Annotated in this window: 14 protein-coding genes; 4 read left to right on the forward strand and 10 right to left on the reverse strand. The window is 61.7% G+C overall.

The features are described from left to right. Positions 1–5: 5 nt before the first annotated feature. The 6 genes from CHC01_RS03115 to CHC01_RS03140 form a co-directional block, all read right to left on the reverse strand. Positions 6–710: an ABC transporter ATP-binding protein gene (locus tag CHC01_RS03115; protein ID WP_068733264.1), complete on the reverse strand. Its 705-nt coding sequence runs from the start codon at positions 708–710 to the stop codon at positions 6–8. After that, positions 694–1,428 (reverse strand): ABC transporter ATP-binding protein, encoded by a 735-nt coding sequence (locus CHC01_RS03120; protein ID WP_089262369.1) that lies wholly within the window; start codon positions 1,426–1,428, stop codon positions 694–696. Before CHC01_RS03120 ends, CHC01_RS03115 begins: the two co-directional genes overlap by 17 nt. Continuing rightward, complete coding sequence (locus CHC01_RS03125; RefSeq protein ID WP_176454485.1) at positions 1,425–2,408, reverse strand: branched-chain amino acid ABC transporter permease; 984 nt, start codon at positions 2,406–2,408, stop codon at positions 1,425–1,427. Before CHC01_RS03125 ends, CHC01_RS03120 begins: the two co-directional genes overlap by 4 nt. Continuing rightward, on the reverse strand, positions 2,408–3,241 hold the full coding sequence (locus tag CHC01_RS03130; RefSeq protein ID WP_210269314.1) for a branched-chain amino acid ABC transporter permease: 834 nt from the start codon (positions 3,239–3,241) through the stop codon (positions 2,408–2,410). The genes CHC01_RS03125 and CHC01_RS03130 overlap by 1 nt, the downstream gene beginning before the upstream one ends. Before the next feature lie 267 nt (positions 3,242–3,508). Next, positions 3,509–4,759, reverse strand: coding sequence for an ABC transporter substrate-binding protein (locus tag CHC01_RS03135; protein ID WP_068733256.1), 1,251 nt, complete (start codon positions 4,757–4,759; stop codon positions 3,509–3,511). A gap of 81 nt (positions 4,760–4,840) precedes the next feature. Continuing rightward, positions 4,841–5,659: a putative hydro-lyase gene (locus CHC01_RS03140; RefSeq protein ID WP_089262375.1), complete on the reverse strand. Its 819-nt coding sequence runs from the start codon at positions 5,657–5,659 to the stop codon at positions 4,841–4,843. Between the two features lie 119 nt (positions 5,660–5,778). Here CHC01_RS03140 and CHC01_RS03145 point away from each other — a divergent pair, with 119 nt between their 5' ends. From CHC01_RS03145 to CHC01_RS03155, 3 genes are read left to right on the forward strand one after another with little or no spacing between them, the layout of a single operon-like run. Then, a complete protein-coding gene (locus tag CHC01_RS03145) occupies positions 5,779–6,696 on the forward strand; it encodes a LysR family transcriptional regulator (RefSeq protein WP_089262377.1) in 918 nt (305 codons plus the stop codon). A gap of 41 nt (positions 6,697–6,737) precedes the next feature. Then, a complete protein-coding gene (locus tag CHC01_RS03150; RefSeq protein WP_089262379.1) occupies positions 6,738–7,985 on the forward strand; it encodes a Zn-dependent hydrolase in 1,248 nt (415 codons plus the stop codon). Positions 7,986–8,007: 22 nt separating this feature from the next. Further along, positions 8,008–8,916 carry an NAD(P)-dependent oxidoreductase gene (locus CHC01_RS03155; protein WP_089262381.1) on the forward strand — a complete coding sequence of 303 codons (909 nt, stop codon included), beginning with the start codon at positions 8,008–8,010 and terminating at the stop codon, positions 8,914–8,916. A 73-nt stretch (positions 8,917–8,989) separates the two neighbouring features. Here CHC01_RS03155 and CHC01_RS03160 read toward each other — a convergent pair whose 3' ends face one another. Further along, the gene (locus tag CHC01_RS03160) at positions 8,990–10,066 is read right to left on the reverse strand and encodes a tartrate dehydrogenase (RefSeq protein ID WP_089262383.1); all 1,077 of its coding nucleotides are present in this window, start codon (positions 10,064–10,066) and stop codon (positions 8,990–8,992) included. A 145-nt stretch (positions 10,067–10,211) separates the two neighbouring features. On the opposite strand from CHC01_RS03160, the gene CHC01_RS03165 reads away from it, so the two are divergent. Further along, complete coding sequence (locus tag CHC01_RS03165; protein WP_089262385.1) at positions 10,212–10,991, forward strand: SDR family oxidoreductase; 780 nt, start codon at positions 10,212–10,214, stop codon at positions 10,989–10,991. A 16-nt stretch (positions 10,992–11,007) separates the two neighbouring features. On the opposite strand, the gene CHC01_RS03170 is transcribed toward CHC01_RS03165, so the two are convergent. The 3 genes from CHC01_RS03170 to CHC01_RS03180 all read right to left on the reverse strand — a co-directional run bounded on the left by CHC01_RS03170 (position 11,008) and on the right by CHC01_RS03180 (position 15,680). Then, positions 11,008–11,919, reverse strand: coding sequence for a 4-(cytidine 5'-diphospho)-2-C-methyl-D-erythritol kinase (locus CHC01_RS03170; RefSeq protein ID WP_089262387.1), 912 nt, complete (start codon positions 11,917–11,919; stop codon positions 11,008–11,010). A gap of 4 nt (positions 11,920–11,923) precedes the next feature. Then, a complete protein-coding gene (locus CHC01_RS03175; RefSeq protein WP_089262389.1) occupies positions 11,924–13,711 on the reverse strand; it encodes a tetratricopeptide repeat protein in 1,788 nt (595 codons plus the stop codon). A 310-nt stretch (positions 13,712–14,021) separates the two neighbouring features. Further along, positions 14,022–15,680, reverse strand: coding sequence for an electron transfer flavoprotein-ubiquinone oxidoreductase (locus CHC01_RS03180; protein WP_089262391.1), 1,659 nt, complete (start codon positions 15,678–15,680; stop codon positions 14,022–14,024). Between the last annotated feature and the right edge of the window lie 18 nt (positions 15,681–15,698).

A 15,698-nucleotide genomic window follows, 5' to 3' on the forward strand; every position in this document is an offset into this window, starting at 1 on the left:
GGGACTTACAGCCCCAGATACGCCTTGCGCACATCCGGATTGGTCGCAATCTCCGAGGCCTTGCCCTGCATCTGGACGCGGCCGGTCTGCAGGATGTAGGCGCGGTCGGCGATCTCCAGCACTTCGGCCATGCGCTGCTCGACGATCAGCACGGTCATGCCCGCGTCGCGGATCTTGATGACCGCCTGAAAGATCTCGTCCACCAGCTTCGGCATGATGCCCTGCGACGGCTCGTCGAGCATCAACAGGCGCGGACGGGTCATCAGTGCGCGGCTGATGGCCAGCATCTGCTGCTCGCCGCCGGACAGGGTTTCGGCGCGCTGCTCGAGACGTTCGGAAAGGCGCGGGAACAGGTCGAACACCAGCTTCAACGGCTCGTCGCGATCGGGCTTGCCGCGATACATGTAGCTGCCGAGGCGGAGGTTGTCTTCCACCGACAACCGCGGAAACAGCCGGCGGTTTTCCGGCACATAGGCGATGCCGCGCGCGGTGATGAGATGCTGCGGCACGCCGTTGATCTGCTCGCCATCGAAGGTGACGGTGCCCGAACGCGGGCGCTCGGCGCCGGCGATGGTCTTGATCAGCGTCGACTTGCCGGCACCATTGGAGCCGCAGACGGCGACGATCTCGCCCTTGGCGACGTCGATGGTGACGTCCGAAATGGCGACCAGCCCCTGATAGGCGGTGGTGGCCTCACGCACCGACAGCATGGCGATCCCCGAGATATGCACTGATGACTTCAGGATGCCGCACGACATCCGCGGGTTTGCCCTCGACAAGCTTCTTGCCGAGATTGAGCACGATGGCACGGTCGACCAGCGGCATGACGATTTCCATGACGTGTTCGACCATCAGCACGGTGACGCCGGTCTCGCGGACCTTGCGGACCAGGGCCACGCCCGACTGCGCCTCGAGCGGCGTCAGGCCGGTGAGACATTCGTCGAGCATCAGGAGCTTCGGTTCGGTGGCGAGCGCACGCGCCACTTCGAGGCGGCGCTTCTCCGACGGAATGAGATCCCTAGCAAGCTTGTCGGCGCGCGGGGCAAGACCGCAGAACTCAAGCACCTCATGTGCCTTGCGCCGCGCATCGCGCATCTTTTCGTTGCGGATCAGCGCGCCGACGATGACGTTGTCGATCACGGTCATGGTCTCGAAACTCTTCACCACCTGGAAGGTGCGCGCGATACCGCGCTGGCAGCGTTCCGCCGCCGGCATCTGCGTGACGTTCTCGCCGTTGAACCAGATCGTGCCCTGCGTCGGCGGCAGCACGCCGGCGATCAGGTTGAACAGCGTCGACTTGCCGGCGCCGTTCGGCCCGATCAGGCCGACGATTTCGCCAGCGCCGACGGAGATCGAGACGTCGCTATTGGCGATCAGGCCGCCGAAGCGCTGCCAGACGCCACGGGTTTCGAGAAGAGGTGCCGTCATTGCGGCACTCCTTTCGAAGCCGGACGTCGCGAGAACAGGCCGATCAAACCATCGGGCCGCGCCAGCGAGATCACGACGATCACTGCGCCATAGAGGATGAGATCGACGCCGCGGCCGGAGCCGCCGATGAAGGAGCGCGTCAGTTCGGTCATCGGGATCAGGATGACCGCGCCGAGCACCGGGCCCCACAGCGTGCCGATACCACCCAGCACCGCAGGCAATGCCATCAGCAGCGAGAACTGGAAGGTCATGACGCTTTCAGGATCGATATAGGAGACGAACTGGGCGTAAAACGCACCGCCGATCGCGGTGAGGAAAGCGGAGACGGCAGCGGCGCCCATCTTGGAATTGAACACCACGACGCCGAGGCTTTCGGCCGCATCGGGATTATCCTTCACCGCGCGCCACCAGAAGCCCCATTTGGAGTCTTCCAGCCACCAGGTGATGAACCAGGCGACGCAGCAGAACACCAGCGCGAAGTAATAGAACGGCAGCTTGCTGCGCGTGAACTGGAACTTGGCCCAGCTATCGCCGCGCACCGGGATGTCGATGCCGAGCGCCGCACCGGCATAGTCCCAATTGTGGAACAGCAGGAAGCCAATTTCGGCGATGACGATGGTGGCGATGACGAAATAGTGGCCGCGCAGGCGGAAGGTCGGATAGCCCAATGCGAGCGCGATCAGCGCGGAGATGACGCCACCGCCGAGCATGCCAAACCACGGCAGCACGCCGAATTTGGTGAACAGCAGCGCCGTCGTATAGGCGCCGAGGCCGAAATAGAGCGCGTGGCCTAGCGAGATCTGGCCGCAATAGCCGCCAAGGATATTCCAGGCCTGCGACAGCGCCGCATACATCAGGGTCAGCACCATGATGTTCTGGACATAGACGTCCTTGACGAAGAACGGCACGCAGGCGGCGATGGCCGCAAGCGCGGCGGCGAGGATGAGGTCGCGGCGGCGACGTTGGGTGAAGCTGTCCATCAGATCGATCCGAACAGGCCGCGCGGCCGGACAAAGACGACGAGAAGATAGACGGCATAGATGCCGACCGATTTGAGCGACGGCGGCAGGATCATCGCCGTGGTCGCCTCGACCAGACCGACGATGATGCCGCCCGCGAACGCGCCGAACACGCTGCCAAAGCCGCCGAGCGCCACGGTGACGTAAGCGATCAGCGCAAAGGACGCGCCCACGTCGGGATAGATGTAGAAGAAGATCGCCATCACGCCGCCGGCGAGACCGATCAGCGCGGAACCGAGGCCCCAGCCGAGGGCGAACACCTTGTTCTTGTCGATGCCGACCAGCGCCACGGCACCAGCATCCTCACGGGTCGCTTCCAGCGCGCGACCGAAATCGGTCTTCTTCATGAAGAAGTAGAGTGCGCCGAAGGCAGCAATGGAAATCAGCGCGCCGACCAGCTGCGGCACCGGCAGAAATACGCCGAAGATCGAGATCGTCTTGCCGCCGAGCATCGAGGCCGGGATGCTGCGATAATCCGGGGTGAAGAAGAACTGCGCGAGGCCGCGCATCAGGATGGCGAGGCCGAAGGTCGCGAAGATCTGCACCATGCCGATATTGGCCTTGGCCCGCATGGCGAAGCGTATGATCACGAGATAGATCACCGCGCCGAACACGAACATGCCGGCGGCCACCAGCGGGATCGACAGCAGTGGGTCGACCGCCCAGAACATGAACAGGAAGAAGGTGAGATACATCGCCAACATCAGGAATTCGCCATGGGCGAAGTTGGTGACGTCCATCAACCCGAAGATCAGCGCAAGGCCGACCGCGAGCAGGCCGTAGAGCAGCCCCATCAGCAATCCGCTGGCAAGGCTCTGGATGATGGTCGCGGCGGTCACGAAGTAATCCTCTCTGTCTGTCGTCCCCGCGAAAGCGGGGACCCATAACCACCGACATCACAACTGGGCGATGCCGGTCAGACCAGGTGCAAACCAATCCTTCGGAGGATATGGATCCCCGCCCCCCGCACGCCTTCGGCGTGCTAGGCGGGGATGACACCGGAGTATGTGATGGCATCGTCGAGTCCGACGACGCCACCACATGCGTTTAGAGAACGCGCCTTACGGCATCGGCCAGATCGCATCCGCCACGGCGGCCTGCGGCGGGAAGATGGTGACGAACTTGCCACCATTATACTGCAGCAGTACCGGATCGGCGTTGTTGTTCTGGCCCAACTCGTCGAACTTGACCTTGGCCCACGGCATGATCGTGCTTTCGCCCGGCATGTCGGTGGCGACCAACGCTTCGCGGATTTTCTCACCATCGGTGGACTTGGCACGATTGATGGCATCGGCCATCACGATCAGGCCCATGAACTGGCGCGAGGAGTAGTCGTTGAAGTCCTTACCGGACTTCTCCTTGAACATGTCGTTGATCTTGCCGACCATCGGACGCTTGGCGGCGAGATCGAGTGAGAACGAACCGCGCGAGATGACGCCCGGAATCTTGTCACCGACCGCATCATACAGCGCCTTCTCGGAGAAGCCGGCGTCCTGTGCGACGATGTTCTTGGCCTTGTAGCCAAGTTCGCCCATGGTCTTGATGAGCAGGATGCCATCGGTGGTGTAGCTCGACGGCATCAGTACGTCGGCATTGGCAGCCTTGAGCTGCTGCACTTCGGCAGTGAGTGACGGCGAATTGGCGCGATACTTGATGTCGGCGACGATCTTGTAACCGCGATCGGCAGCGAGCTTGAGCTGCGCATTCGCCGAGTCCGTGCCGAAGATGGTGTCTTCATGGAACAGCGCCAGCGTCTCGATCTTCTGGCCTTTTTTCTTCAGCGCATCGAAGAAATCGAACATCGCCGTCGAGAACATTTCGTCATGCGGGGCGGCGCGGAAGTAATATTTCAAACCACGGCGATGCAGGCTTGGCGACGAGTTGTCGGCCGACAGGAACGGGATCTGGTAGCGCTCGCAAATCTGGCTGACGGTGACGGCGACGGCGCTCTGATAGGTGCCGACAATGGCCGAGACCTTCTCCTGGGTGATGAGGCGTTCGGCTTCAGCGCGGCCCTTCTGCGGATCGGCCTGATGGTCGGCGAAAACGAGACGCACCTTGGCGCCGCCGAGACCGGTGAAGCCTTCGCCCTTCGCCATCGGCAATGCGAAATCGTAATCCTTGTTGATGATATCGGCAGCAGTTTCGAAAGCCTTCTGCGCGTCGACGCCGATCTGCGCGCTGGCGCCAGACAGCGGATAAATCACGCCGATCACGACTTCCTTGACCTGCGCGCGCGCAGGCTTGGCCAGAGGCAGCAGCGCGGCGGAAGCGGCGCCTCCAAGCAATACGTTTCGGCGAGAAATCGTCATGTCTTTGTCCTTTGTGACCGGCGGCTATCGATGAAACTAATCAAGGTTACGGTAAAGCCCGAAAGATCGGCAAGCTGCTTCTTATAAAACAGCCAAATGCTTATTCTTCAGGTCCGTGACGAGCATGACACCCGGCGCATGCGTAATCGCGAACGGCACGCGCGCTGCAGCAATGACCGCTTGCGGCGTGACGCCACAGGCCCAGAACACCGGGATTTCATCGTCGTTGATGTGCACCGCATCGCCGTAATCAGGCTTGTTGATATCCTTGATGCCGATCGACTGCGGCAGACCCAGATGTACCGGCGCACCATGCACTGCGGGAAACCGCGAGGTGATCTGGACGGCACGGATCGCATCAGCCGGCTTCAGCGGGCGCATCGACACCACCATCGGCCCGGCGAACGGGCCAGCGGATTTGCAGGCGATGCTTGTGCGATACATCGGCACCAGCACATCCTGTTCGATGTGACGGATCGGCAGGTCGTCGGCCATCATGGCTTCTTCGAACGAATACGAACATCCGATGACGAAAGACACGAGATCGTCGCGCCAGTACTTCGTCACCTCGTAAGGGCCATCAATCGCCTCACCATCCTTCCAGACGACATATTGCGGAATGTCAGTCCGGATATCGAGATCAAGACCGAGGGCGGGAATGCTTGGATTGCCGACATCCGACATGCCGATGATCGGGCACGGCTTCGGATTGAGCTGGCAGAAGCGATGGAAAGCCGCGGCCTGGGCTTCCGGCAGAATGACGAGATTGCCCTGGACATAACCCGGGGCCACTCCGGCGGTGCTGCCATATTTGCCCGCGCGATATTCGCGGCGAGCAACCGCGCTGGGCAAATCCGAGGATCGATCGTCGCTTTGCTGCGCTGCCGAAGAAATAGCCATCTTAGTGTCCTGCCTAATTCTGCCTCGACACGCACTGAAACTCAGGGCTAGTATAATGTCTAATCGTTGTTTTTAATCGACATCCATAAATCCTACTTATATATAGCCGGATCGCATCCATGGCGGACTTCAAGGCGCTGGAGACTTTTCTCTGGGTGGTCAATCTCGGCAGCTTCCGCGGCGCGGCCCAGAAGCTCAACACGACCCAGCCGGCAATTTCCCAGCGTATCGCGCAACTGGAACACGAGATGGGCGTGCGGCTTCTGCAGCGTGACCGCCGTATCGCCTCGCCGACGCCGGCCGGGCGGCAGATGCTGGTCTACGCCGAAAAGCTGATCGGCCTGCGCTCAGAGATGATGGCGGCGGTTGGCGATCGCTCGGCAATGCGTGGCGTGCTGCGGCTCGGCGTCGCCGAGACCATCGTCCACACTTTGCTGACGCGGCTGATCAAGCACGTCAATATCTCGTATCCGAACCTGTCGCTCGAAATCGAGGTTGATATCACGCCGAACCTGAACGCGCGGTTGCAGGCACAGGAGATCGATCTCGCTTTCGTGCTCGGGCCGCTTTCGACATCCAACATTCGCAACCGTGTGCTGTGCGACTACCCCGTCGGCTTTCTCGCCAGCCCTTCGCTCAAGCTCGGCGACGGTCCACTCTCGATCCACGACCTCGCGAAATTTCCCATCATCACCTTCTCGCGCAAGACCCGGCCCTACGAGATCGCGCGCTCGCTGTTCAACCGGCCCGACCTGCCACCGATCCGGCTGCACGCCAGCGCGTCGCTGTCTACCGTAATGCACATGGCGATCGAAGGCTTAGGCATCGCACTAATTCCGACAGCCATCATCGAGAACGAACTCGCGGACGGACGCCTGCAATTGCTCAATACCAACCTGCAGCTCCAGCCGCTGACATTTTCGGCAAGCTGGCTCGCGTCACCCGACACGGCCGCGATCGAACTCGTCGCAGGCATTGCTGCGCAACTGGCGCAGAACAGCCCATTGGTTGACGAGCCGGCATCGTCGGGTCATTGAAAAGCAGGCTCTTCAACACAAACTTTCTCGGGACAGACCGCATGACCAAGCTTGGCGACAACCTCAAAATCGATTCCGCACGGCTGTGGGACACGATCAACGAGACAGCGAAATTCGGCGGCACCCCAAAAGGCGGCGTGCGACGCCTGACGCTCGGGCCTGAAGACAAACTGGTCCGCAACTGGTTTCGCAAGGCCTGCGAAGACGCTGGCCTGGAGGTGCATGTCGATGCGCTGGGTTCGATGTTCGCGCTGCGCAAGGGCCGCGACATGTCGAAGGCGCCGATCGGCATCGGCTCGCATCTCGACACCCAGCCGACCGGCGGCAAGTTCGACGGCATTCTCGGTGTGCTCGGCGCGCTCGAAGTCGTCCGCACGCTGAACGATGCCGGCATCGAAACCGAGATGCCGATCTGCATCGCCAACTGGACCAACGAGGAAGGCTCGCGCTTTGCGCCGGCGATGATGGCCTCCGCCGCCTATGTCGGCGACTTCACCACCGACGACATTCTGTCGCGCAAGGACATTGCAGGTGTCACCGTCGGCGAAGCGCTCGACGAGATTGGCTATCGCGGCGACGTCGCGGTCGGCACGCAGAAATTCTCGGGCTTCGTCGAACTGCATATCGAGCAGGGCCCGATCCTGGAGGCCGAAAGCAAGACCATCGGCGTAGTCGATTCCGGCCAGGGCGTACTGTGGTTCGACGGCAAGATCACCGGCTTCGAGAGCCATGCCGGCTCGACCCCGATGCCGCTGCGCAAGGATGCGCTGGCGACATTGTCGGAGATCGTGCTCGCCACCGAGCGTGTGGTCAGCAATATCGGCGCGCTCGGCACCATCGGCGAAGCCGTGATCGCAAATCCGTCACGCAATGTGATCCCCGGCGAGATCGCCTTCACCATGGATCTGCGCAGCGCCGACGCCGGCAAGCTCGACGCCATCGAGAAAGGCGTGCGCGATGCCATCAAGGAGATCGCTGCGCATCGCAAGGTCGACGTCGCCTTCGACAAGGTCTGGCACAAGCCACCGACGCACTTCAACAAGGACTTCGTCAATGCGGTCGAGACAGCGGCAACGTCGCTCGGCTATTCGCATCGCCGTATCACCTCTGGCGCCGGTCACGATGCCTGCAATCTCAACAACATCATGCCGACAGCGATGGTGTTCATTCCGAGCAAGGATGGTATCAGCCACAACGAGCTCGAAAGCTCGACGCAGGAAGATTGCGCCGCCGGCGCCAATGTATTGATGCATACGGTGCTGGCGCTTGCCGGCGTCGCATCGAAGTAACGAAGACAGACAGGGGATAGTGATGCGGGGTGTATTCGTCGATGCCAGCGAAGAGCTGGCGAAGATTCTGGGACGGCTGACGCAGCCGGGCGACATCGCAATCAAGATCAATCGGGATGAGGACATCAAGTCAGCAGATTTGCCTGGGGTGCTGGACGGTGCCGAGATCGCCATCATCGATCACACCTATCTGCCGACCGATGTGGCCAAGCAGTGCGCCGGCCTGAAGCATGTCGTGTTTCTCGGCACCGGCGCGCGCAGCTATATGCATATCGAGGAGCTTGCTGCGCTGGGGATCGAGGTGCACCTGATCCGCGGCTATGGCGATACCGCCGTCGCCGAATGCGCCATTGCACATATGTGGGCTGCCGCACGCGGCCTTGCCCAGCAGGACCGTGAAATGCGGGCCGGCAACTGGCTGCGCGATGAAGGCATGGAGCTCACCGGCAAAACGGTTGGTCTGATCGGCTTCGGCGGCATCGCTGCGGAAGTCGCGCGTATTGCGCTCGGTTCGGGCATGAAGGTGATTGCCTGGAACCGGTCGCCGAAGACCCATCCCGGTGTCGAGTTCACTGACATGGAAACCGTGCTGTCGCAGAGCGACGTCGTTTCAATTCATCTTCTGCTGAACGACGAAACCCGCGGCATGATCACGCGCGAACGTATCGGCCAGATGAAAAAGAGAGCCATTCTCGTCAACACAGCGCGCGGAGCCGTGGTCGATGAAGCGGCGATGATCGATGCGCTGCGCTCCGGCCATCTGCGCCATGCCGGTCTCGACGTGTTCGACATCGAACCGCTACCCGCGAACCATGTGCTGACGACACTGCCTAATGTGACGCTATCGGCGCATTCCGCGTTCCGCACGCCAGAGGCCAGCATCAATCTGATCGCAGCGGCGTGGAAGCATTGCCGGCGGATTGCGGCTTAAGCGCTGCGAACTCTCAAAATGAAAATGCCCGGCTCAAAAGCCGGGCATTTTTGTAGATGCGCAAGAAGCAGAATTACTCCACCATCTCCGCGACGGCCTTGCCGCAAGCGCCTGTATCGGCCTGACCGCCGAGATCGCGCGTCCGCAGCGTGCGTTCACCGAGCGTGCGTTCAATCGCCTTGACGATCGAATCCGCAGCAGCCTTCTCGCCGAGATGTTCCAGCATCATCGCTCCGGACCAGATCATGCCGATCGGATTGGCGATGCCCTGCCCCGCGATGTCAGGCGCCGAGCCGTGCACGGGCTCGAACACCGACGGGAAATCGCCAGTCGGATTGATATTGCCGGATGGCGCGATGCCGATGGTGCCGGTGCAGGCCGGGCCCAAATCGGACAGGATGTCGCCAAACAAGTTGGATGCAACCACGACGTCGAACCAGTCCGGATGCATTACGAAATTCGCGGTGAGAATGTCGATGTGATACTGGTCCCACTTCACATCGGGATAGTTCGTGCCCATCGCCTTCACGCGTTCGTCCCAATAGGGCATCGTGATCGCGATGCCGTTGGACTTGGTCGCCGAGGTCAGGTGCTTCTTCGGCCGCGACTGCGCGAGGTCGAACGCGAACTTCAGGATGCGGTCGACACCGGTGCGGGTCATCACCGTCTGCTGGGTAACGAATTCACGGTCGGTGTCCGGGAACATGCGACCGCCGACGGATGAATATTCACCTTCAGTATTCTCGCGCACCACCCAGAAGTCGATGTCGCCGGGCTTGCGACCGACCAGCGGACAGGGCACGCCGGGCATCAGGCGCACCGGGCGCAGATTGACGTATTGGTCGAATTCGCGCCGGAACTTGATCAGCGAGCCCCACAACGAAATGTGATCCGGAATCTTTGCCGGCAGCCCGACGGCGCCGAAGTAGATCGCATCGTGCTTGCCAATCTGCGCTTTCCAGTCGTCCGGCATCATCTGGCCGTGCTTCTCGTAATAGTCATAGGACGAGAAGTCGTAATGATCGAAATGCACCTTCACGCGATGCTTTTTCGCTGCTGCTTCAAGGACGCGCAGGCCTTCCGGCATCACTTCCTTGCCGATGCCGTCGCCGGGGATGACCGCGATCCGATATTCTTTTTGTGCGCTCACGTGGGGTTTCCTTCGCCAGTAATTCTGCCTGCAGATGTGGACCAAAGCCGGCCTGCGATCAACGCTGCACTGCAATGTTGACCGGTTTTGCCGCAGGGGCCTAACTCTGTCGCAGACAATCCCTTCTGCAATCCAGAGGCATTCCATGGATCTTCATTTGCGCGGCAAGCGCGTCCTGATCACGGGCGCATCCAAGGGTATCGGCGCGGCGGCCGCGGAAGCGTTTGCCGAAGAAGGCTGCGATCTCCGCCTCGCGGCCCGCAATGTGGAGCAGATGCAAGCGCTGGCAGACCGGCTGCGATCCAACCACCAGATCGACGTCGCCGTGCATGGCGTCGATCTGCGCAAGCCGGACGATCTGGCGTCGCTGGCGGCTGCCGCCGGCGATATCGACATCCTCGTCAACAATGCCGGCGATATTCCCGGCGGTTCGCTCGACAAGATCGACGAGCCGACCTGGCGCCATGCCTGGGATCTCAAAGTGTTCGGCTTCATCAATCTGACGCGCCTCGTCTATGCGCAGATGAAAGCACGCGGCCATGGCGTGATCGTCAACGACATCGGCGCTGCCGGCGAGAAGTTCGACGCCAATTACATCTGTGGCAGCGCCGGCAATGCCGCGCTGATGGCGTTTACGCGGGCGCTGGGCGGCAAGAGCCTGAAGGACAATATCCGCGTCGTCGGCATCAACCCGGGCCCGGTGGAGACCGAGCGCCACATCACGCTGATGAAGACCCGCGCCAAGGCGCAATTCGGGGACGAGAACCGCTTCCGGGAATTGCAGCAGGGCTTGCCACTCGGCCGCGCTGCGAAACCGCGCGAGATCGCCGACATGATGACGTTTCTGGCGTCAGATCGCGCGGGCTATACGACCGGCGTGATCTACACGGTGGATGGTGGCTACAGCGCAGGCTGGGGCAGCTAGCGCCACGGTTGGCGCGCTAGCTCAGTGCGCCAGAATGCACCCACCACAGCGGATGAGCGAGCTGGATGGCGCCGGCCGCGCGCTGCGCGTCGGTGTCATTGCCGAACAGCGCAAAACAGGTCGCGCCCGAACCCGACATGCGAGCCAAGCGAACGCCTTCGGCACCGCGCAAGGCCGACAGCACGGTGTCAATCACGGGCTCGACCTTCAATGCGGGCGCTTCAAGATCATTGGTTCCGGCATTGAGCGCGTCGATCCAGGCATCGAGTGAGCCGCCTTCATTCGGCCAGGTAGCCCGTTTCAGGACGTCTTTGACGCCGACACGCAGCTCGCCATTCTTCAGGCCGAGCTCCTTGAACACATCCTTGGTCGCTACCGGCACGCGCGGATTGACCATCACGCAGGGCAAACGCGGAATGCTGAGCGGCAGCAGGTTTTCGCCCACGCCCGTCATCACGCAGGCGTGCGACGGCACGCAAACCGGCACATCGGCGCCGGTCAGGCGCGCCACTTCGAGCACGCGGGGATCGTCCATTTCGAGATTGTTGGCGCGCACCAGGAGGCGGAGCGCTGCGGCAGCATCCGCCGACCCGCCGCCAATGCCGGCGGCAACCGGCAAGTGCTTGTCGAGTGCAAAGCGCCCGAATGTGAGACCCTCGACGCGCTCGCCGAGCAGCCGAGCGGCCTTGATCACGAGATTATCGGCGGTGTCGCCGCATTCCTGCGCGCGCGGGCCGGTCGCGGTCAGCGACAGATCGCCGCCCGCATCCAGCGTCAATCTATCGGCGCAATCGGCAAAGGCCACGACGCTTTCGAGATCATGATAGCCGTCAACTCGACGGCCGATGACGCGCAGGGTCAGATTGACCTTGGCGCGCGCATTTTCTTCGAGAACCGGGCTCGTTGAACCGGTCGTGCCCCCAACCATTGAATCAGCCGCCTTTACCGTCTTCTTTTTTCTTGTCGTTGGATGCAGCCGACGACGATGGCTCGTCCGACAGACCGTTTTCCATCTTGGCTTCGATCTTCGGAATCTCTTCGGCTTCCGGCTTCAGATCCTTGGCGTGCTGCCACTGGAACTTGGCTTCCAGCTTGCGACCGACGCGCCAATAGGCATCGCCGAGATGGTCGTTGATGGTCGGATCTTCCGGCTTCAGGTCGATGGCGCGCTCGAGCTGTTTCACAGCGTCGTCGAAATTGCCGATGCGGTAATAGGCCCAGCCGAGCGAGTCGACGATGTAGCCATCGTCCGGACGCTGGTCGACGGCGCGCTTGATCATCTTCATGGCGTCGTCGAGGTTGATGCCCTGATCGATCCAGGAATAGCCGAGATAGTTCAGCACGTGCGGCTGCTCGGGCTGCAATTCGAGAGCCTTGCGCATGTCGACTTCAGCCTTGGCCCACTGCTTGGAACGCTCCAGGCAGATGCCGCGGAAGTAGAAATACACCCAGTTCGGCTTGTCCTGGTTGGCGGCGATGACATCGATGCCCTTGGTGTAGGTTTCGGAGCAGTCCGCAAACTTCTTGCGCCCGCGTTCGATATTGCCGAGCGCCATGATGGCTTCGAGATCCTTCGGATCGTCGGCGACAACACCCTTGAGAATCTTGATGCCTTCATCGCTGCGATCAGCCGCATCGAGATCGGTGGCCTGCTGGATCTGCGCATTGCGCTTCAGCGCCGAATTGGCCGGCACGCGCTCATAGACCTTGATGGCCATCTGCGGCTTCTTCACCGACTCATAGAGGTCGGCGAGCGACAGCAGCGCCAGCGAGTGGTCCGGCTTGAGATAGAGCGAGAGCTGCAGATAGACCAGCGCGAGGTCTTCGCCGCCGCGGCGTGTCAGCGACGCGCCGATGCCATAGAGCGCTTCAGCAGCGCCAGCCTGCGGGCTGTCGACCAGCGGTGCCAGCTTCTTGCCGGCCTTGGTCTCGCGGATACCTTCCAGCACCAGCGGGTGACGGGCGAGCTTCTTGTTGAAGGTCTCGTAGATGCCGAGCGCTGCGGCGTCGTCCTTGTTGCGCGAGGTCCAGCGGCCATAGGCGTCGACCACGCGCAGCGCGGAATCATCGAGCTTGTAGGCGCGCTCGAAACGGGCGCCCGCATCCTTCTGCTTGTTGGCAAGATCGAGGATCAGGCCGGCATGCAAATCCTTGAAGATCGGATACCATTCCGGACCGGCCAGCTTGTCGATATTGGCAATCGCCGTCTTGCTCTCACCGGCGCCGTAGCCGGCCCAGGCCGACAGCAGCGTCGCAACGAGGTCGGTGATCGGGCCGCGCACCGACTGGTTGATATTGGTCTGCGCGGCAGCGTATTTCTTCAGCTTGAGATCGCGCACACCCACAACGAGACGGGCGACACGGTTCGACTTGTCGATGGTCAGGATGCGATCGGCGAGCTTCACGGCCTCATCGATATCGCCGTCGGCGAGCGAGGAGATGAAGGCGCGATCGAGCAGTTCGTTGTTCTTCGGATCGGTGCGCAGAGCAGAGCGGTAAAACGCCGCAGCCGAGGTGGCGTCGCGCTCGACGCTGGCATGGCGGGCGGCCAGATAACTGCCGGCGGTGGTGAGCGACTTCAGATCGCGGGATGTGGGAAACTGGGCAGCCGAGCTATCGCCGGTATGATCCGGGGTTTGCGCTAGCAGCTGACCGGGCATCGCGAGGATGGCGACCGTCGCGGCAGCGAGCGTCAAACGATTGAAACGGATGGACAACATAGGGTTCGCCTAGCTCCAGGATTTACGGGCAGGATATCGAGCAAAATGCGAGCAGGACTGCAAGACAGGCTCGGATGCGCAGCCGACCCGGCAATAGTGCGCATGCCAACAATGCCGCGTTTGGCGGTCAATCGCAAGGATCGGGGGCGCGATCGCACCAATGGCACCTTGAAGCCTGTCAGCAATTGGGCCGCCGGATTGCGCCACTGCCCCTGAAAACGCTCGCACTGTGGCGTTATCGTGACATCCGGCCGGTGTAGCGGCCCGCCAACAGGCGCCGCCGCTCACACAATCGTAATCAGCGAGCCGGTTACATCGCCTCGTAGTTCGGGCCGCCGCCACCTTCCGGCGGAACCCAGGTGATGTTCCCGTTGGGGTCCTTCACGTCGCAGGTTTTGCAATGGACGCAATTCTGCGCATTGATCTGGAATCGCGCACCGCTCGACTCTTCAACCCACTCATAGACGCCTGCCGGGCAATAGCGTTTCGATGGACCGGCAAAGACGTCGTGCTCCGACGACTTCTGCAGCGCCATGTCGGCAACCTTGAGATGGATCGGCTGGTCTTCTTCGTGATTGGTATTCGACAGAAACACCGAGGACAGACGATCAAAGGTGATCTTACCGTCCGGCTTCGGATAGACGATCGGCTGATACTGCTTGGCGGGCTTGAGCGCCTTGCGATCCGGCTTCTCATGCTTCTGGGTGCCGAACAGCGAGAAGCCGAACGTGTTGCACCACATGTCGAAGCCACCGAGCGCGTTGCCAAGGAGGGTCCCGAACTTGGACCACAGCGGCTTGGCATTGCGGACCGGATAGAGATCCTTACCGATCGAGGACGACCGCCAGCCGGTCTCGTATTCCATCAACTCGTCATTGGCGCGGCCGGCCGCCAGCGCGGCGGAGACGTGTTCGGCCGCCTGCATGCCTGACGCCATGGCGTTGTGAACACCCTTGATGCGCGGCACGTTGACGAAGCCTGCGGCGCAGCCGATCAGCGCGCCGCCCGGGAATACCAGCTTCGGCACCGACTGGTAACCGCCCTCGGTGATCGCACGCGAACCGTAGGCGAGGCGCTTGCCGCCTTCGAAGGTGTCGCGGATCAGCGGATGGGTCTTGAAGCGCTGGAATTCCTCGAACGGGTAGAGGTAGGGATTTTCGTAGTTCAGATGCAGCACGAAGCCGACAGCCACGAGGTTATCGTCGTAGTGGTACAGGAACGTGCCGCCGCCCACGTCATTGTCGAGCGGCCAGCCGAACGAGTGCTTCACCGTGCCCTTCTGGTGCTTGGCCGGATCGATCTGCCAGACTTCCTTGATGCCGATGCCGAACTTGCCGGGCTCGCAATCCTTGTCGAGGGCGAATTTGGCGATGATCTGCTTGGTCAGCGAACCACGCGCGCCTTCGGCGAACAGCGTGTATTTGCCGAGCAGTTCCATGCCTCGGGTGAACGAATCCTTCGGCTTGCCGTCGCGGCCGATGCCCATGTCGCCAGTGGCGATGCCGCGCACGGCGCCATTGTCGTCATACAGCGTCTCGGCAGCTGCGAAGCCGGGATAGATTTCGACGCCAAGCGCCTCCGCCTTCGCACCCAGCCAGCGGCACACCATGCCGAGCGAGGTGATGTAGCAGTGATGATTGTTCATCAGCGGCGGCATCAGGAAGTTCGGCAGCTTGAAGCCGCCGGTCTTGGTCATGAAATAGAACTGGTCGTCCTTGACCTGGGTCTTGAGCGGGCAGTCCGCATCCTCGCGCCAGTCCGGGATCAGCTTGTCGAGATTGACGGGATCGATCACCGCGCCGGACAGGATGTGCGCACCGACCTCGGAACCCTTCTCCACCACGACAATGGACAGGTCCGCATTGAGCTGCTTCAGCCGGATCGCAGCCGACAGACCGGAGGGGCCGGCACCGACGATGACGACGTCGAATTCCATGGACTCGCGCGGCGGAAGTTCTTCAGTGCTCATAATCTCGTCTCGGACCCG

The sequence above is a fragment of the Tardiphaga sp. OK246 genome (assembly GCF_900188215.1).
Taxonomy (GTDB): domain Bacteria; phylum Pseudomonadota; class Alphaproteobacteria; order Rhizobiales; family Xanthobacteraceae; genus Tardiphaga; species Tardiphaga robiniae.